16 protein-coding genes are annotated in these 18,129 nt (G+C 74.7%); 10 read left to right on the top strand and 6 right to left on the bottom strand.

Annotated elements, in window-relative coordinates; genetic code table 11:
* Nucleotides 1-49: 49 nt before the first annotated feature.
* The gene (locus tag AB0O09_RS03780; protein ID WP_363539881.1) at nt 50-784 is read right to left on the bottom strand and encodes a 4'-phosphopantetheinyl transferase superfamily protein; all 735 of its coding nucleotides are present in this window, start codon (nt 782-784) and stop codon (nt 50-52) included.
* Nucleotides 785-1,170: 386 nt separating this feature from the next.
* On the opposite strand from AB0O09_RS03780, the gene AB0O09_RS03775 reads away from it, so the two are divergent.
* From AB0O09_RS03775 to AB0O09_RS03760, 4 genes are read left to right on the top strand one after another with little or no spacing between them, the layout of a single operon-like run.
* The gene (locus tag AB0O09_RS03775; protein ID WP_263105562.1) at nt 1,171-1,524 is read left to right on the top strand and encodes a CU044_2847 family protein; all 354 of its coding nucleotides are present in this window, start codon (nt 1,171-1,173) and stop codon (nt 1,522-1,524) included.
* A gap of 12 nt (nt 1,525-1,536) precedes the next feature.
* A complete protein-coding gene (locus AB0O09_RS03770; RefSeq protein ID WP_363540190.1) occupies nt 1,537-3,351 on the top strand; it encodes a trypsin-like peptidase domain-containing protein in 1,815 nt (604 codons plus the stop codon).
* Between the two features lie 48 nt (nt 3,352-3,399).
* The gene (locus AB0O09_RS03765) at nt 3,400-4,407 is read left to right on the top strand and encodes a MoxR family ATPase (RefSeq protein WP_344622725.1); all 1,008 of its coding nucleotides are present in this window, start codon (nt 3,400-3,402) and stop codon (nt 4,405-4,407) included.
* Nucleotides 4,397-7,441, top strand: a complete 3,045-nt coding sequence (locus AB0O09_RS03760) for a TIR-like protein FxsC (protein WP_363539878.1) — start codon at nt 4,397-4,399, stop codon at nt 7,439-7,441. The genes AB0O09_RS03765 and AB0O09_RS03760 overlap by 11 nt, the downstream gene beginning before the upstream one ends.
* Here AB0O09_RS03760 and kynU read toward each other — a convergent pair.
* The gene (gene kynU, locus AB0O09_RS03755; protein WP_363539876.1) at nt 7,416-8,639 is read right to left on the bottom strand and encodes a kynureninase; all 1,224 of its coding nucleotides are present in this window, start codon (nt 8,637-8,639) and stop codon (nt 7,416-7,418) included. The genes AB0O09_RS03760 and kynU overlap by 26 nt on opposite strands.
* Nucleotides 8,636-9,466, bottom strand: a complete 831-nt coding sequence (locus AB0O09_RS03750) for a tryptophan 2,3-dioxygenase family protein (RefSeq protein WP_363539874.1) — start codon at nt 9,464-9,466, stop codon at nt 8,636-8,638. Before AB0O09_RS03750 ends, kynU begins: the two co-directional genes overlap by 4 nt.
* Before the next feature lie 179 nt (nt 9,467-9,645).
* Here AB0O09_RS03750 and AB0O09_RS03745 point away from each other — a divergent pair, with 179 nt between their 5' ends.
* Nucleotides 9,646-10,080, top strand: a complete 435-nt coding sequence (locus AB0O09_RS03745; RefSeq protein ID WP_363539872.1) for an Lrp/AsnC family transcriptional regulator — start codon at nt 9,646-9,648, stop codon at nt 10,078-10,080.
* 84 nt (nt 10,081-10,164) lie between these two features.
* Complete coding sequence (locus AB0O09_RS03740) at nt 10,165-11,430, top strand: alanine racemase (protein WP_363539870.1); 1,266 nt, start codon at nt 10,165-10,167, stop codon at nt 11,428-11,430.
* 48 nt (nt 11,431-11,478) lie between these two features.
* Here AB0O09_RS03740 and AB0O09_RS03735 read toward each other — a convergent pair whose 3' ends face one another.
* Nucleotides 11,479-12,156 carry a DUF4232 domain-containing protein gene (locus AB0O09_RS03735; protein ID WP_363539868.1) on the bottom strand — a complete coding sequence of 226 codons (678 nt, stop codon included), beginning with the start codon at nt 12,154-12,156 and terminating at the stop codon, nt 11,479-11,481.
* A gap of 120 nt (nt 12,157-12,276) precedes the next feature.
* Complete coding sequence (locus tag AB0O09_RS03730; RefSeq protein ID WP_363539866.1) at nt 12,277-12,588, bottom strand: barstar family protein; 312 nt, start codon at nt 12,586-12,588, stop codon at nt 12,277-12,279.
* Between the two features lie 104 nt (nt 12,589-12,692).
* Here AB0O09_RS03730 and AB0O09_RS03725 point away from each other — a divergent pair, with 104 nt between their 5' ends.
* The 3 genes from AB0O09_RS03725 (at nt 12,693) to AB0O09_RS03715 (ending at nt 15,936) form a co-directional block, all read left to right on the top strand.
* Nucleotides 12,693-13,256 carry a DoxX family protein gene (locus AB0O09_RS03725; RefSeq protein ID WP_363539864.1) on the top strand — a complete coding sequence of 188 codons (564 nt, stop codon included), beginning with the start codon at nt 12,693-12,695 and terminating at the stop codon, nt 13,254-13,256.
* 75 nt (nt 13,257-13,331) lie between these two features.
* A complete protein-coding gene (locus AB0O09_RS03720) occupies nt 13,332-13,847 on the top strand; it encodes a hypothetical protein (RefSeq protein WP_363539862.1) in 516 nt (171 codons plus the stop codon).
* A gap of 286 nt (nt 13,848-14,133) precedes the next feature.
* Nucleotides 14,134-15,936, top strand: coding sequence for a glycosyl hydrolase family 18 protein (locus tag AB0O09_RS03715; protein ID WP_363539860.1), 1,803 nt, complete (start codon nt 14,134-14,136; stop codon nt 15,934-15,936).
* A 102-nt stretch (nt 15,937-16,038) separates the two neighbouring features.
* Here AB0O09_RS03715 and AB0O09_RS03710 read toward each other — a convergent pair whose 3' ends face one another.
* Entirely contained in the window at nt 16,039-16,599 is a 561-nt protein-coding gene (locus AB0O09_RS03710) for a MarR family transcriptional regulator (RefSeq protein ID WP_363539858.1), read from the bottom strand.
* A gap of 140 nt (nt 16,600-16,739) precedes the next feature.
* On the opposite strand from AB0O09_RS03710, the gene AB0O09_RS03705 reads away from it, so the two are divergent.
* Nucleotides 16,740-18,056, top strand: a complete 1,317-nt coding sequence (locus AB0O09_RS03705; protein WP_363539856.1) for an MFS transporter — start codon at nt 16,740-16,742, stop codon at nt 18,054-18,056.
* The last annotated feature ends 73 nt before the right edge of the window (nt 18,057-18,129 follow it).

Genomic DNA, 18,129 nt, shown 5'->3' with positions numbered 1-18,129 from the left:
GACCTGCGCGGATGCGGTCCGACGCGGCCGTCGCCGACGCTAACACCCCTTATGCGGACGCCCCCGGACGCCCCTGGATTCCTCCTGGGCGCAGGCCGTCGGGCTGCAGGAGCCGGACCGGCCGGGTGCTGACCGCGGCGAGCAGGGCCCCGCTGCCGGGGGCCGCCCAGTCCAGCAGGTGCAGGTCGCCGTGGCGGTGCAGGGACGGTCCGGGGCCGGGGAGGTCCAGCGGCAGCGCGGACAGGTCGACGGAGGCGAGGGTGTCCAGGCTCGCCCGTCCGATCTTGATCATCGCCTCCTTGCGGACCCACTGCCGCAGGAAGGCCCCGTCCGGGTCCGGACGGGCGGCCACCAGGGCGGACTCGGCGGGGCCGAGCACCCGGTCGTACAGGTCGGCGGTGCCGTCCCGGCCTCCCGGCAGTTCGACGTCCACGCCGACCGGCGCGGGCCCGGCGGCCGCGGCCACCACGCCCTCGGTGTGCGACAGGCTCAGCCCCACCTCCGGCCGCCCGGCCAACGAGGGCGCGCCGTGTCCGGAGAGCCCGCAGTCGGGGCAGTACTGCTCCAGCACCAGCCCGGCGACCGGGACGCCCAGCAGCCGGGCCGCGCAGAGCCGGACGAGCAGGTGCGCGGCGACGAAGTCCAGCCGGTTCCGGTCGCGGTGGAAGCGCGCCGCGCGCTCGCGTTCGACCGGGGTCAGCAACTCCTCGCCGAGGCCGGGCAGCGCCAACACCTCGGCGCTCCCAGCGACCGCCACCAGCCCCCCGCCGACCGTCCCGTCCACCCGCTCGCCCTCCTCGGCTCCGTCCGGACCACCCTAGGGCTTGTCTGACAATTCCCGCCGCGCGCGCGACGCCGGGCATCCCGACCGGACGCACCGCCGCATCGCCCGAGTACATCCAGTACGAGGTCGATACGGCGGCACGCCCGGTCGGGCGCCCGACGCCGCGCGCCGATGCGACGCGAATTGTCAGACAAGCCCTAGGGCCCCTCCCGCGTCCGGCGGGATCCGGCCGGGCCCGGTACGGGCGGATCAACCTGACATATTGTCATGTTCCTTGAAGATTACTGATGTCAACCCCGTCGGAACCGCTGCGCCACGGCCTGTGCTGTGCGACCATCGCCAAGGAATTCGGCTGACAGTACGGCTTGACACGGTGGGGAGTGCCCATGTCGCACTACGTGGAGTTCCTGACGGCCGACGGCGCGGTGGTCCGGGTGGAGAGCACCTCCCAGACCCCGGCGGCGTACGGCATGCAGCCGGTCGGCCGGGGCAGCGGCGACGCCGTCGTCCGCGCCTCGGAGACCTTCGAGCACGCGTTGGGCGGCGTCCGCGCCGCCGCCGAGGCCGCGCTCGCCGTCCTGCGCGACGGCAGCCTTCGCCCGGACGCGGTGGAGATCGAGTTCGGCGTCAAGCTCTCCGCGGAGGCGGGCGCGCTGATCGCCAGGACGGCGGCCGACGCGCACCTGACGGTCAAGCTCTCCTGGTCACCCGGCACCACCGGGGAACGGGCGGGGCACTGACCGGACGTGCCGATGCAGGACGTCCGCTGGCTCGCCCGGATCGACACCGCCGGGCCCGCCGGGCCGCTGACCGGCGCCGGCATCCTCATCTCCGACCGCGAGGTGCTCACCTGCGCCCACGTGGTGCACGGCGTCCACGAGGCGGAGGTCCGGCTGGTCGCCCACCCGGACCTGCCGCCGCTCACCGGCACCGTCGCGCTGCGCGGCCCCTGGCCCGAACTCCCCGGCGGCGCCGGGGACGTGGCCGTCCTCCGGCTCCGCGAACCCGTCCCCGCGCAGACCGCCGCGCCGGCCCCGTTCGCCCCGCTGCACCGCTGGGCCGGCCCGCCCGCACCCGCCCTGGTCGCCTACGGCTTCCCGGCCGGCCACGACACCGGCCTCAGCAGCGAGATCCGACTGACCCGCGGCGGCTTCCGGATCGCCGGCGAGCTGGTGCAGTTGGAGCACGAGGGCACCGGCATGCCGCTCTCCCCGGGATTCAGCGGCGGACCGGTCGTCATCGCCGCCACCGGCGAGGTGGCGGGGCTGGTCACCGCCGCCCTCGACACCCTCGGCGTCCCGCGCGCCCCCGACGACCGCAGCCGGCCCGCCGCCCGGCTCGGCCAGATGCTGCCCGCCGAGGCCGCCGCCCGGTACGTCCCGCAGCTCGCCGACCGGCTCACCGGCGCCGCCCTGCCCGCCCACGCGGTGCGTGGACTGCGGCTGCTGCTCGGCGCCGGACCGCCGCCCGCCGACCCGCTGGAGCTCTACCGCGCCGCCGTCGGACCGCTCGGCTGCCCCGACCCGCCCAGCCGCCCCGCCACCCTCTGGGACGCCGGCTGGTACCTGCTCGCCGAGGTCCCCCGGCCGCAGCACGGGCCGCACCCCGTCGTCCACTTCGCCCACCACGTCGCCGAGGCGCACACCGACCCGGCCCTCCGCGACGGCCTGCTGGAGTGGCTCGACCGGCACCGCGACACCGCCCCCACCGCCGGCCGCAGACGCGAGCGGTGGCGGCCCATCCTGGTCGAGATCACCCCGAGCGGCGCCGGGCCCGCGATGTTCCACGTCGCGGTCGCCGCCGTCCGCGACGGCCGGATCGGCGCCGCCGACACCCGCACCGTCCCACGGCTGCGCCTCAAGCACGCCGTCCGCGACCGCATCGACCACGAACTCGGCCGCCTGGAACCGGACGGCGCGGAACTCGTCATCTTCTCGCTGCCGCGCAAGTGGCTCACCGAGCCGGTGCACGGCTGGGCGCGCCGGCGCACCGACTACGGCCCGCTCGGGGCCGACCACGCCGTCGTCGTGGTCGACGCGCAGCGCCGCGCGGACCCGGCCGCCCGCCGCCAGCTCGAACTCAAGTGGGCCCCGCTGCGGGCCGCCGCCGGCACCCTGCTGCACCAGCTGCGCTGCACCGAACTCCCGGACGGCAAAAGGCTCTACCACCGGCTGCGACCGCCCGAGCGGGTCGAGCTGCCCGCCCTCCCCGGCCCGCCCAGGGGCGCCCCGTACGAACCGCTGCTGGCGGCGGCCCTGCGGGCCGGCGTTCCCGCCGTGCTGTGGCCGGGCCAGACCTGCACCGCCGACCACACGCACACCCGGACCTGCCGCAACGAGCGATTCCTTGCCAGACTGGCGGAGGAACTGGCCGACGTCGCACCTGCCGACCTGCCGCGCCGGGTCAGGGAGTTGCGGCACGAGGCGGAGGAGGCGGCAGACCCTTCGCAGCACTGGGCGGCGGGCCTGGTGCTGCTGTGGGAGGACCCGGCGGTACTGCCCGGCCCCCACCGCCCCTACCGCGTCGTCCCGACCGCACCGCCGCCCCACGCCGCGGGCCCCGAGTGAGACCGAGACCGCCGAAGGCCCCGACGAGTGAGCAGGAGCAGGAGAGCAATGCCGCTGAAGCGCATCTACCAGGGCGTCAACGAGCCGCACGACGGCATCGCCGAGCTGCCCGCCCCGCCGCCCTGGCGCGACTTCGACGGGGGGCCGCTGCTGGCGCAGCCCGAGGGCCCCGCCGACCCCGTGCCCGACCCGGCGCGGCACCGTGCCGCGACCTTCCGCCCCACCCCCGAGACCGTCGAACTCGTCAACGCCGCGCTCTACCTCAGAAGGCCGCTGCTGGTCACCGGGCCGCCCGGCGGCGGCAAGTCCAGCCTGCCGTACGCGGTCGCCCGCGAACTCGGCCTCGGCCCGGTGCTCCGCTGGAACATCACCAGCCGCACCACCCTGCGCGACGGCCTCTACCAGTACGACCCGCTCTCCCGCCTCTACGCCGCCAACCGCTCCGGCCCGCAGACCCCCGACGCCTCGCTCGACGAGCACCTGCGGCTCGGCCCGCTCGGCACCGCCCTGCTGCCCTACCGGCGGCCCCGGGTGCTGCTCATCGACGAGATCGACAAGGGCGACCTCGACCTGCCCAACGACCTGCTGCACATCCTGGAGGAGGGCCAGTACGAGATCGACGAACTCGTCCGCGCCGCCCCCCAGCAGCCCGAGGCGCACGTGCTCACCGCCGACGGCACCGGCCGGGCGCCCGTCCGCTCCGGCCGGGTCCGCTGCCGGGCCTTCCCGTTCACCGTGCTCACCTCCAACGCCGAACGCGAGTTCCCCGCCGCCTTCCTGCGCCGCTGCGTGGTGCTGGAGCTGCGCCGCCCCGAGGGCGCCGAGCTGGAGTCCATCGTCCACTCCCACCTCCCGGACTCCGACCGGCAGTTGGTCACCGAGATCCTCGACGTCTTCCTCGCCCGCCGCGAGGAGGGCGAACTCGCCACCGACCAGCTGCTCAACGCCATCTACCTCACCTCCCGCCCCGAACTCGGCGACGCCGCCGACCGGGCCGCGCTCGCCGCCCAGGTGATGCCCTACCTCAGCCGCGGCCAGGACGACGATGTCTTCTGACCCGGCGGCCCTGGACCGCCTCACCGACCTGCTCGCCGAACTCGGCCTCTCGCCCCGGGCGCCCGTCGAACTGGCCGAACTGCTCTGGCTGGCCGCCCGCGGCACCGAGGGCGGCACCGGCCAGGACACCGCCGGCCGGGCCGCCCCGAGCACCGACCGCCCGGCCGCCGGCGCCCCGGGCGGCCACCGCCCCCGTCACCGCACCGAGCACCCCCCTGGCCCGGACGGCACCGGTCCGCGCACCGCCCTGCACCTGCCCGCCCCCGACCGCGGCGGCCGGCCCGCCCCCGCCGTCCCGGCACCCACCCCCGACGCCCCGATGCTGGCCCGCCCGCTGCCGCTGCAGCGCGCCCTGCGCCCGCTCAAGCGGCTCGTCCCGGACGAGCGCCGCCGCCTGCTCGACGAGCAGGCCACCGCCGACCGGATCGCCGAGGCGCTGCGCGAGCCCGGCCCCGTCCAGTGGCTGCCGGTGCTGCGGCCCAGTACCGAACGCTGGCTCGACCTGCACCTGGTGCTCGACCTCGGCCCGACGATGACCCTGTGGCGGCCGCTCGCCCGGGAACTGCGCACGCTCTTCCAGCAGACCGGGGCCTTCCGCCAGGTCTGCTCCGGCCGGCTGCTGCCGGACGGACGGCTCGCCCACCGGCGGATCGCCGAGGGGCGCTCCGCCGTTCTGGTGATCAGCGACTGCATGGGCCCGCAGTGGCGCTCGGGACCGGCCGGGGACCGCTGGCACCGCACCCTGCACGCGATGGCCCGGCGGCTGCCGGTGGCGGTCGTCCAGCCGCTGCCCGAACGGCTCTGGCCGCTCACCGCGGTGCCCGCCGTGCCCGGGGTGTTCACCGCCATCGAGGCCGGCGCGCCCGACGCCGCCTACACCTTCGCCCCGTTCACCGACGCCCCGCCCGGGCGCGGCGCACCGGCCGTCCCGGTGCTGGAGCCGGGCCCCGAGTGGCTGGCCAACTGGGCGCAGCTGGTGGGCAGTCCGACCGGCGGGCAGGTGGTCGGCGCGGCGCTGATGGTCGGCGCGGCGACGAACCCCGCGGGCCGGGCGGTCGAGGCCGGGCCGGACCCGGAGGAGCTGACCGCCGAGGAACTGGTCGTCCGGTTCCGGGCGACGGCCTCCCGGGAGGCGTTCACCCTTGCCGGGATGACCGCGCTGACCACGCCCGCCCTGCCGGTGATGCGGCTGCTCCAGCAGGTCGGGCTGGCCCGCCCGCAGCCGCAGCACCTGGCCGAGGTGGTGGTGAGCGGTCTGCTGCGCGAACAGCAGGGTCGGCCGGGCTACTTCGCGTTCCGTCCGGGGGTGCGCGAGCTGCTGCTGCACACCCTGCCGCGGTCCACCGCGCACCATGCGCTGGAGCTGCTGATCCGGGTCGGCGGGCGGATCGGCGACGCCGGCCGGACGGGCGCGGGCACCTTCCCGGCGTGGGTGGAGACGGCCGGCGGCGGCACCCTGACGCTGCTGGACACCCGGCCCTTCGCCCTGGTCAGCCCGGAGGCCGCCCGGCTGCTCGGGGTCACCGGCGCCCCGGTGTTCACCCTGGCCGGCCCGGTCGCCGGGACGCACCCCGCGGACACCGCGTCCGGGGCGCAGCAGGAGCAGGAGCAGGAGCAGGCGGCGGCCCGGCCGGTCGAGGAGGACGCGCCGCCCGTCCCGCCGCCGCCGGAGCCCGCGGCGCTGCCCGACCCGGAGCGCTCCCGGGCGGTGCTGCTGCTGACCACCTCGCGCGGCGCCCCGGGCGAGGTGCTGGAGGAGCAGGAGTACACCGCGCTGCGCGATCTCGCCGCGCTCGCCGAGGCCCTGGTCGACCCGGCGCTGGTGGGCCTGGACCGGCGGCACATCTGGCTCGGCGAGGACGACCCGGACGGTTTCCAGCGGGCGTTGCAGCGGGCCGTGCAGGAGGCGGAGGACACCCTGGTGGTGCACGTCGGCGGCCCGCTCGGCCCGGGCGACGAGCTCGGCGTGGCGGTCGGGGCCGGCCGCTGGGGCGGGGTGCACCGGCCGGGCCTGGACTGGCAGGCGGTGGTGGAGACGGTTGCGGCCGGCCGGGCGGCGCGGCGGCTGCTGATCCTGGACGGCTCGCGCAGCGTGCCGCCGGAGCCGGCCGCGGGCGGTCCGGTGGCGGTCGACCCGGGCAGCTTCCAGGTGGTCAACCTCCGCCACCCGGTGGACCGTTCGGTGGCGGGCCGACTGGCGGCGGCGATCCGCACCGGCGACCCGGACGGCGCGCCTCAGCTGACCGTCCACCACCTGCTGGAGATCGCCCTGCAGTCCACCCCGCCGGCGCCGCCGGTGACCCGGATCTGGCCGCCCCGGGACGGCCGTCCGCTGGTGCTCGCCCGCAACGCCCAACTGCACGGCGGCCCGGTCGAGTCGCGCACCCCCTCGCACTCGGGCACGCACCGCAAGGAGCCGGCCGGCCCGGAGGCGCCCAGACCCTACTTCTTCCTCAGCCACCCCGGCGGCCCGGGCGGCCGCACGGTGGACCGGCTCTTCCAGGACCTCTGCGAGGAGGTGCTCCAGCTGACCGACCTGCCGTCCGCGGTGCCGCCCGGGTTCGTCGACCGCAGCCCCGAGCTGGACAGCTGGTCGCGCTGGCAGATCACCGAGGCGCTCGCCACCTGCCGGGTCTTCGTGCCGCTCTACTCGCCGCGCTACTTCGCCAGCGAGCGCTGCGGTCGGGAGTGGTACGGCTTCGCCCGGCGGGCGGCCCGGGCGGCGGACCGCTCGGCGGTGCAGGCGAGCGGCATCGTCCCGGTGATCTGGCTGCCGGTGGCCTCGGCCGAGCAGCCCGCGGCCGCCCGCCAACTGCGTTTCAACCACCGCAGCCTGGGCCCGGAGTACCAGAGCGAGGGCCTGTACGCGCTGGCCCGGGCCGCCGGCCGGCGCGAGCTGTACGAGCTCGCGGTGCACCGGCTGGCGACCCGGATCGTGCAGGTCGCGCACGAGACCCGCATCCCGCCCGGCCGCCCGCTGAACTGGGACGGCCTGGAGAACGCCTTCCTCAGGTCACCGCGCCCCGGCGGCTGAACCGCTCCTCGCGCCACTCGCCGCTCTCCAGCACCTCGGCGAGGTGCCGCACCGCGTCGAAGACGTCGGTGCGGGAGAGGTAGAGCGGGGTGAAGCCGAAGCGCATCAGGTCGGGGGCGCGGAAGTCGCCGATCACCCCGCGGGCGATCAGCGCCTGCATCACCGCGTAGCCCTCGGGGTGCCGCAGCGAGACGTGGCTGCCGCGCAGGGCGTGCTCCCGCGGGGTGACCGACTCCAGGCCGAGCGGCTCGACGAGCTCCAGGAACAGGTCGGTGAGCGCCAGCGAGGTGGCCCGCACCTGCGCCAGGTCGGCCTTCTCCCAGACGTCCAGCGCGGCGTCCAGGCCGGCCATGCCGAGCAGCGGCGGGGTGCCGGTCAGGAAGCGGCCGATGCCCTCGGTCGGCGCGTACGAGGGCTCGAAGGCGAACGGCCGGGCGTGGCCGAACCAGCCGCTCAACGGCTGTGCGGCGGCGCCCTGGTGGCGCTGCGCCGCGTACAGGAATGCGGGCGCGCCGGGGCCGCCGTTGAGGTACTTGTAGCCGCAGCCGACGGCGAAGTCCACGCCGCAGGCGTCGAGTTCGATCGGCAGGGCGCCGGCGGTGTGGCAGAGGTCCCAGACCATCAGGGCGCCCGCGGCGTGCACCTGCTCGGTGATCGCGGCCATGTCCAGCAGTTCGCCGGTGCGGTAGTCGACGTGCGAGAGCACCACCACGGCGGTGTCCTCGCCGAGGTGCTCGCCGAGGTCGGCGGCGCGCGGCAGCAGCACGGTGCGGGCGCCGTCGAAGAGGCCGGTGACGCCCTCGGTGATGTACAGGTCGGTCGGGAAGGCGGCGTGCTCGGCGAGCAGGGTGCTCCGGCCGGGCCGCAGCCGCATCGCCGCGCCGAGCACCTTGAAGAGGTTCACGGAGGTGGAGTCGCAGACCACCACCTGGCCCGGGGCCGCGCCCAGCATGGGCGAGAGCCGCTCGCCGAGCCGGTGCGGCATGGCGAACCAGCCGGCGTCGTTCCAGCTGCGGATCAGGCCCCGGCCCCACTCGCGCTCGACCATGCCGGCGACCCGGGCCGCGGTGGCCCTGGGCAGTGCGCCGAGCGAGTTGCCGTCCAGGTACAGCACGCCCTCGGGCAGGGTGAATTCGCCGCGCAGTGCGGCCAGCGGGTCTGCGGCGTCGAGGGCCGCGCACTCCTCGCGGGTGGTCACAGGTCGTTCCTCACGGTCCACAGCTCGGGGAAGATGTCCTGGTCGGCGGACTGCTTGAGCCAGCTGAGGCCGCTGGAGCCGCCGGTGCCGGGCTTGGCGCCCATGGTGCGCTTGACCGAGGAGAGGTGGCGCTGGCGCCAGCGGGTGACCCGCTCCGCGGTGTCGAGCAGGGCCTCGCCGAGCCGGGCGAGCTCGGCCAGCTCCGGGTCGGTGTAGACCCGGCGCCAGGCCTGCTCCACCTCGGCGCTGTGCCGGTGCCGGCCGGGGATCGGCTCGTGCGGCACGTCCACGCCGCGGCGGGCGAGCAGGGCGAGCGCGTCGTCGTACAGGCTGGCGCCGTGCAGGGCCGCGGTGAGCTCGGCGTGCACGGCGGGGGAGTCCTCGTACATCCGCAGCAGCGAGCCGGCCTTGTTGCCGAGCAGGAACTCCAGCCGCAGGAAGGCCGAGGACTGGAAGCCGGAGGCCTCGCCCAGCACCTCGCGGAAGGAGGCGAACTCGGCGGGCGTCATGGTGGCGAGCAGGTCCCAGGAGCTGACCAGCACGTCCTGTATGTGGGTGCCGCGGCGCAGTGCGGTGACGGCGCCGGCGGGGTCGTTCTCGCGCAGCGCGTGCTGGGCGGCGACCCACTCGCGCTGCAGCAGGTCGAAGAGCAGCTCCATCACCTGGGTGGCGACGATGAACGTGTACTCGGCCGGCACCTTGCTGCGCGGCTGCTGCAGGCTGTGCAGCACGTCCAGCATGGCGTAGCGCGCGTACGGGGTGCCGTTGCCGGGCTCCCCCTGCGGCGCGAAGGCGAGATTCGGCCGGTCGACGGTGTCCCCGCCCATGGCACTCCTCCTGGTGTGTCCTGTTACGTCCCACTCCCATCGTGGGGGCCACCATTGTGCGGCGGCATCCGTTCCGTCTTGAATGGGCGGCGGGCAGCGAAAACGCGCCCCGGGTTCATGACCGAAAGGTCTTGGAGCCGATCCGCTTTGTGAACGCAAACCCGACCCCGGGAGTCGCCTTGGACGCCGTCGACCGGCTGCTGCTCGCCGAACTCCAGGCCGACGCCCGGCTCTCCTACAACGAGCTCTCCCGGCGGGTGAAACTCTCCGCCCCGGCCGTCGCCGAACGCGTCCGCCGGCTGGAGGCCGACGGGGTGATCACCGGCTACCACGCGCACGTCGACCCCGCCCGGGCCGGCCTGGCCGTGATGGCCCTGGTCACCATGCAGTGCTACGGCCCGAACTGCGTGCTGCGCGACCCCGAGGTGGCCCGCTGGCCCGAGGTCTTCCAGCTGCACCGGGTCACCGGCGGCGCCTGCTGCACCCTGCTGGTCGGGGTGCCCGGCATGGTCGCCTTCGAGCAGCTCATCGACCGCCTCGCCGCCTACGGCCAGCCCGCCAGCTCGATGATCCTCTCCAGCCCCGTCCCCTGGCGCCCCGTGGTGGCGCCGTAGGCCCGCGGGTCCGTGCGGACGGCATAGGCTGCCCGTCGGACGCCCGGAACGCCGCGGGCGCGGGCGAGAGGACGGCTGGGCGCGATGGAGCTGATCGACCGGGCGAAGGTGGCCGAACTGGCCGGGGAGCGGCTCGACTTCCGCTTCAAGGCGATCCCCGCCGAGGCGTGGGGCCTGACCGTCGCCGAGTACCTCGCCACCGCCCCCGGGCTCGACGGCCTCGGCACCCCGCTGCTGACCCTGGACGCCGCCGCCCTCGACCACAACCTGCGCACCATGGCCGCCTGGTGCGAGCAGGCCGGCGTCGGCCTCGCCCCGCACGGCAAGACCTCGATGGCCCCCGCCCTGTGGCAGCGCCACCTGGACGCGGGCGCCTGCGCGATCACCCTCGCCAACCTGCCGCAGCTGCGGGTCGGCCGCGCCTTCGGCCTGCGCCGCATCCACCTGGCCAACACCCTGCTCGACCCGGCCGGTCTGCGGTGGCTCTCCGCCGAGCTCGCCGCCGACCCGGAGTTCCGCTTCGCGAGCTGGGTGGACTCCACCCGCGCCGTCGCCCTGATGTCCGGGGCACTGCGCGGCGCACCCGCCCCGGTCGACGTCTGCGTGGAGCTCGGCGCGCCGGGCGGCCGCACCGGCTGCCGCACCCTGTCCGAGGCGGTCGAGGTGGCCCGCGCCGTGCACGCCGCGCCCGGCCTGCGGCTGGCCGGCGTCAGCGGTTACGAGGGCCCGCTCGGCCCGGACGCCTCCCCGGCCTCGCTCTCCGCCGTGACCGGCTACCTGCGGGGCATGGCCGAGCTGCACCGGCAGCTCGCCGGCGAGGGCCTGTTCGACGAGGTGGACGAGGTCTGGGTGACGGCCGGCGGCAGCGCCTTCTTCGACACCGTCGCCGAGGAGCTCGCGCCGCTCGCCGACGACCGGACCCGGGTGGTCGTCCGGGCCGGCGCCTACCTCGCTCACGACGACGGCTTCTACCGCGGCATCTCGCCGTTCGGCCGCCGCGGCGCGGGCGAGCCGCTGCGGGCCGCGCTGCACGGCTGGGCCCGGGTGGTGTCCGCACCGGAGCCCGGCCTCGCGCTGCTGGACGCCGGCAAGCGCGACCTTCCGGTCGACCTCGGCCTGCCCGCCCCGCAGAAGGTTCGCGGCGGCAAGCCGCTCACCGGTGCGACGGTGAGCGCCCTCAACGACCAGCACGCCTACCTGCGGGACGCCGAGGTCGCCGTCGGTGACGTCGTCCGGCTCGGGATCTCCCACCCGTGCACGGCCTTCGACCGCTGGACGCTGATCCCGGTGCTCGACGACGCGGACGCGGACCGTCCGCGCGTCGTCGACCTGGTCCGGACGTTCTTCTGACCGGTGCCGCCCTCCGGCCGGGGCCGCGCCCGGGGCCTCCTGCCGGCGTCAGCCGAGCAGGACGCCCTGGTTGGAGGGCTGGAGGGTGCCGACGGTGAAGCCGGCCTTCGCGACGGGGAACTGCACGACCGGCTTGCCGTCGGTGCCGCGCACGGTGGCGGTCAGCTGGGTGGTCTCGTCCGGCGGGGTGACCACCAGGCCGGCGAGCACGGTGCAGGTGGCGTCCGCCTTGTCGCAGCTGCTCCAGGAGAGCCCGGAGAAGGCCGTGGTGCCGGGCTTCAGGGTGACGGCGACCGGCGGGCCCGGCTTGGCGACCCGGTGGGTGGCGGTGTCGGTGCGGGAGTCGTCGGCGAGCAGCCCGCCGTAGCCGAGGTAGCCCTTGACGGTGCAGGCGCGGCCGCCCTTGTTGGTGAGCATCACCATGGCCCTGCCGGCCTCCTGGATCTGCACGTCGGCCTTGAGGTCGGCGGTGCGGCAGCGGTCGGTACCGGCCTGCGCGGTGCTGCCGCCGGTGCCGGCCGCCGGGCCCGGCCCGGACGCCCCGGCGGGCGCCCCGCTCGCGGTGGAGCCGGTGCCGGCGGCGGTGGAGGCCGCGGCGGTGGGCGCCGCGGTGCCGGTGCCGGCCGCGGTGGTGTCGTCGTCGCAGGCGACCGCGCCGAGCGCGAGGGCGAGGACGGCCGCGGCGGTGGCCGCCGCCCGGGTCGTGGCGGTCGTGCGGTGGTTCACGGGTGCTCCTGCGGGTCGCCGGTCACGGGGTGTCGGGCGTGATCACGCCGCGAGTCGGCGGCCCGGTTCTGCACGGAGTGTCCCGGCTCGGTAACGGGGCCCGGACGCCGTCACGGACCGTCAGCGCAGCCGCACGGTGACGCCGCCCTGCTTCAGGACGTCCAGCACCGCCTCGAAGTAGCTGCACTCCCGGCCGGCCAGCAGCATCCGCCGGTCCAGCCGGCAGGAGGCGAGTGCGGAGGCGTGCCAGACCAGCACGAACGGCGGCTCGGGGCCGTAGCCGCCGCGCAGGCAGTCGGCGAGCGCGTCCAGGTTGCTGCCGTAGTAGCCGTCCGGCGGGCGGAGGGCCGCTCCGAGCGCGGTGAACAGCGACCGTTCGTCGGTGACCTCCGTCCCGTCGAGGTGGAACACGGGTGTGGCCGGCGCGGACATGGCGCTCCTCGGTGGTTCGCCCGGATGGCGGTCCCGGGTCGAGCGGCCTCGGCCCGTGGGCTGGGATGGAGAGGACGTGCCGCCATCGACCCAGGGGCCCCATCATGACCAGTCTGCACCGCAAGGACCTCGGCCTGTTCGCCCTGCGCGCCGCTGTGGGCGGGGTGATGTTCGCGCACGGCGCGCAGAAGCTCTTCGGCTGGTTCGGCGGGGGAGGGATCGAGGGAACCGCCCAGGCCATGGAGCACATGGGCTACGAGCCGGGCCGGCCCAACGCCATCGCCTCCGGCCTCGGCGAGGCCGGAGGCGGGGCGCTGCTCGTCCTCGGCCTGGCCACGCCGGTGGCCGGTTCGGTGGTGGCCGGGACGATGGCCGGAGCCATCGCCGTGCACGCCCCGGCCGGCTTCTTCGCGATGGGGGGCGGCTTCGAGTACCCGGGGCTGCTCGGCACCTGCGGTCTGGCGCTGGGCATCTCCGGGGCGGGCCGCTACTCGCTGGACCACGCGCTGGGCCACGTGCTGGACCGGCCGTGGGTCGGGCTGCTGGCCTTCGGCGCGAGCGCGATCGGGGCGGCCGCCGTGGTGACCCGCCGTCAGGACACCGTTCGCCGCAGGGAGATCCGGGAGGTCGAGCAGGCCGCCATGCAGGAGGGCGCGGGCCTGTCCTGACCAGGGGCGTCCCATCGGACCTGGCCGCGCGGACCCCGCCCGCGGCAGCCGTCGTTCCCACAGGAGCAGAAATCCATGAACCTCCAGATCCGTTCCGCAGCCCTGATGGGCGCCGCCGCTCTGCTGGGCGGGGCCGCACTGGCCGGCTGCTCGTCGGACTCCTCGCCGTCCTCGGCCGCCTCCTCGGCGGCCGCCGCGATCGGGTCGAAGGCCTCCGAGCTGGCCTCGTCCGCGGGCGCACTCGCCTCCTCGGCCGCCTCCGCGGTGGCCTCCGCGGAGGCGGCGGCCTCCTCGGCGGTCGCCGACGTCACGGGTGGGCTGGACGCCGCCGGGGACGTGAAGCTGGGCACCCCGGTGACGTCCTCGGACGGCAAGGTCGAGGTACCCATCACCGTTGCCAATGGGCAGGGCGATCCGCAGAAGTACCTGGTGCAGGTCGACTTCCAGGACGCGAGCGGCAACCGGCTGGACACCGTGGTGGTGACCGTTCCGGAGGTCCCCGCCGGCGGAACGGCGCAGGCCACGGCTACGAGCAACCGCTCGCTGAGCGGTCAGGTCAAGGCCGTCGTGAGCCGGGCGGTGCGGTACTGAGCCGTATCCCAACGGAACCTTAAGGGCGCCTCAAGCCCGGGGGACGACTCTTGACGGGACGTTTGGTCTAGTCCATTTTTGTGGCCAGGTGCAGGGAGCCCCTGGGCCGGTGCCGGCGGTTCGGGCCGTCGGCACCGGTTCGGCACACCTCCCCGCACCTGGTTCTTCTTGTGTGTGCAGGCCAACGTTCGATTTCCCTGTCATGCCCCTGACGTGGTGGTCCCACCCGCCGCGACTTCCCCCGGGGTGCGGCGGGACCGCCCCCACAACCAGGAGTCACGCAGCCATGCTTCGTTCCCTTCCGTCCCGGCCCCGGCCGAGCGGGCACCGCCGCCGCCGCGGCGCGGGCCTCCTCGCCGCCGGCACCGCGGCCTCCCTGCTGCTCGGCGGCGCGCTCGCGCTGACCGGCACCAGCGCCCAGGCCGCCCCCACCAACTCGACCGGCGCGCCCGCCACTTCGGGCGGCATCAAGGTCGCGTACTTCGACCAGTGGTCGATCTACTCCAACGCGTACTACCTGAAGACCGTTCAGGACACCGGCGTGGCCTCCAAGCTGGACTACCTGATCTACGACTTCGCCAACATCGACCCGACCAACCTCACCTGTTTCGAGGCGACCAAGGCCGCCTCGCAGAACGAGGACGACCCGAACGCGGGCGACGGTGCGGGCGACGCCTACGCCGACTACCAGAAGACCTTCGACACGGCGACCAGCGTGGACGGCGTCGCCGACACCTGGAACCAGCCGCTGGTCGGCAACTTCAACCAGCTGAAGAAGCTGAAGGCGAAGAACCCGAACCTCAAGGTGCTGCTGTCGATCGGCGGTTGGACCTACTCCAAGTACTTCTCCGACGTGTCGGCCACCGACGCGGCGCGCAAGAAGTTCGTCTCCTCCTGCGTCGACATGTTCATCAAGGGCAACCTGCCCGTGCAGGGCGGCTTCGGCGGCGCCGGCTCCGCGGCCGGCGTCTTCGACGGCTTCGACATCGACTGGGAGTACCCGGGCGGCGGCGGCCACACCGGCAACCACGCCTCGCCGAACGACAAGCAGAACTTCACCGCGCTGATGGCCGAGCTGCGCTCCCAGCTCGACGCGCAGGGCAGGACCGACGGCAAGAGCTACGCGCTCTCCGCCGCGGTCGGCGCCGGCCAGGACAAGATCAAGAACGTCGAGACCGACAAGCTCGGCCAGTACCTGACCTTCCTCGACGTCATGACCTACGACATGCACGGCGCGTGGGACAAGACCGGCCCGACCAACCACCAGGCGCCGATCTACAACAACCCGAGCGACCCGATGACCCCCGTCCCGGGCGGCACCGGCAAGTACTCGATCGACAACGCCGTCAAGGCGTGGACGGTCGGCGACCCGCAGTACGGCATCCCCGGCGGCTTCCCCGCCAAGAAGATCAACATGGGTGTGCCGTTCTACTACCGCGGCTGGACGGGCGTCCCCGCCGGTGCCGACCACGGCCTGTTCCAGAGCGCGACCGGTCCCGCCCCGGGCGCCGCGATGTCGGGCAACGTCGCCGGCATCCAGATGTACAAGGAGCTCAGCGGCTTCGTCGGCAACGCGGCCAACACCTACTGGGACGACGCGGCGAAGACCTCGTACTTCTACGACGGCACCACCTTCTGGACGGGTGAGAACGCCAAGTCGATCCAGGCCAAGATGGACTACGCGCACTGCAACGGCCTCGGCGGCTCCTTCGCCTTCTCGCTGTACGACCTGGGCACCCAGACCTCGCTCTTCGACACGATGGTGACCGCGACCAACGGCTCCGCCGCCTCCTGCCCGGCGCCGACCACCTCTCCGACCGCCTCCGCCTCGCCGAGCTCCTCGCCCAGCACCTCGGCCTCGCCGAGCTCCTCCCCGTCGACCTCGCCGTCGACCTCCCCCTCGACCTCGGCCAGCCCGACCGGTGGCACCTGCACCGCCCCGAGCTGGAACGCCGCCACGGTCTACGCGACCGCCGGTGCCAAGGTCTCCTGGAAGGGCCACAACTACACCAACAAGTGGTGGACCCAGGGCGAGGACCCGACCCTCAGCGGCCAGTGGGGCGTCTGGACCGACAACGGCGCCTGCTGACCGGCACCGCGTCGGACGACCCGCACCACCAGAGCTGAACGGGACCGCCCCGGACGGAACCTCCGTCCGGGGCGGTCCCCTTCGCGCGCGTGCGGGCGCCGGTCAGTCCAGGTCCTCGGTGCGGCCGAGGGCGTCCGGCTGGCTCCGCTCGATCCGGCGCAGCATCCGGCCGAGCATCGCGGAGAGCGCGCCCCGGTCGTCGCCGGTGATGTCCTGCAGCAGGTCGGCCTCGAAGACGGCGGCCATCCGCATGAGCTCCAGCCACTTGTCGCGGCCGGTCTCGGTCAGCTCGATGATCACCCGGACCCGGTTGGCCTCGTCGCGCTCGCGGGTGACCAGGCCGTCGGCGACCATCCGGTCGATCCGGTGGGTCATCGCCGCCGGCGTGAGGCCCAGCCGCTTGGCGAGGTCGCCCGGGCCGAGCCGGTAGGGACTGCCGGCGAAGACCAGGGCCTTGAGCACCTCCCACTCGGCGGACGTGATTCCCAGCACAGCCAGCTGTCGGCTGTAGGCCACGTTCATCCGGCGGGACAGCCGGGAGAGCGTGGACACGATCGTCTCGACCTGCGGGTCCACGGTGGGGAATTCCCGCTGGTAGAGGGCCACCTGCTCGGCGATGCCGAGCTCGGTGGCGGCCGGCTCGTCCGGCTTGCGTGTGCTCATGGCCGTCATTCTCCCACGCGTCGTGCAGCTGTTAAGCCTTTGACACCTGAGTCTTCGAAGACTTAGATTTTAGCTCTGAAATCTTGCATGGTTAAAGCAGGAAGGCTTCAACCTTCCTCGACGACAAAGGGGTGTGCACGGTGACCGGCACGGTGAAGCAGTGGGTACGGCGGGCGGACGCGGCGGGCGGCCCGCTGCGCCGCGTCCAGGCGGGCAACGCGCTCAGCGCGTTCGGCAGCGGGTTCACGATGCCGTACATGTTCGTGTACGTGGACCAGGTGCGGGGGTTGGGCTCGCTCGCGGCCGGGACGGTGTTCACCGTCTTCGCGCTCGCGGCGCTCGCCGTCCTGCCGTTCACCGGCCGCGGCATCGACCGGTACGGGCCGCGCCCGGTGCTGCTCGCCGGCGCCGTGCTCGCCGCGGTCGGCGCCTTCGCCTTCGGGCAGGCCGCCACCGCACCGACCCTGTTGGTCTCCTCGTTCCTGTTCGGCGCCGGCATCACCGCCTGCCAGCCGGCGCTCGCCACGATGATCGTCCGCAGCACCGGCCGGGCCGGCCGCTCGCGGGCCTTCGCCCTGCAGTTCACCCTGGTCAACCTGGGCATGGGCATCGGCGCCCTGGCCGGCGGCCAGATCGTCGACCCCGCCGATCCGGCCAGCCTCACCCGGCTGTTCACCATCGAGGCGCTGACCCTGCTGGGCCTGGCCCTGGTGGCCGGCACCGCCCGCATCCCGCAGGCGGAGCCCGTCCCGGCCGCCGGGCACGGCGCGGGCCGGGGGCAGGGCCAGGGCCTGCGCACGGTGATGAAGGACAAGGCCATGCTGCGGCTCTGCCTGCTCGCCGGTCTGATCTTCTTCACCTGCTACGGGCAGTTCGAGTCCGGTGTCGCCGCCTTCGCCACCGACACGGTCGGCACCGCGCCGTCCGTGCTCGGCATCGCGATCGGCGCCAACGCGCTGACCATCGTGCTGCTGCAGATGGTCGTCGTCCGGCTCACCGAGCGCCGCCGCCGCACCACCGCGATGGCCGCTGCCGGCGTGGTCTGGCTGGGCGCCTGGACGGCCGCCCTGGTGGCCGGCCTGGTCCGCTCGGACGCGCTCGCCGCGACCGTCGCCGTGGTGGCCGTGTACGCGCTGTTCGGCGTCGGCGAGTCGCTGCTCGCGCCGACCCTCGGCCCGATCGTGGCCGACCTCGCCCCGGCCCGGCTGCTCGGCACGTACAACGCCGCGCACGCCCTGGTGAAGCAGATGGCCATCGCGGTCGGCCCGGCCGTCGGCGTGCTGCTGGTCGGCGCCGGCACCTGGCCGCTGTACCTGCTGGCGATGACGGCCTGCACCGTGCTGATCGTCGTACTGGCCGTGCGGCTGCGCGGCCACCTGACGCCGGCGCAGGACAACGCCGTCGTCACCGTGGCGCAGGTCCGGCCGGTGGTGCGGGAACTGCAGACCGCGGCCTGAGCCGCCGTCAGGCCGCATCCGGCTCGGATGCGGCCTTCACCCGTCCGGCCTACTGTCGGAAGCGGGGCCGCCG

This window comes from Kitasatospora sp. NPDC093679, from assembly GCF_040683455.1.
Classification (GTDB): domain Bacteria; phylum Actinomycetota; class Actinomycetes; order Streptomycetales; family Streptomycetaceae; genus Kitasatospora; species Kitasatospora arboriphila.
The sequence above is the reverse complement of the archived record's forward strand: the minus strand, read 5'-3'. Positions and strand labels throughout refer to the sequence as shown.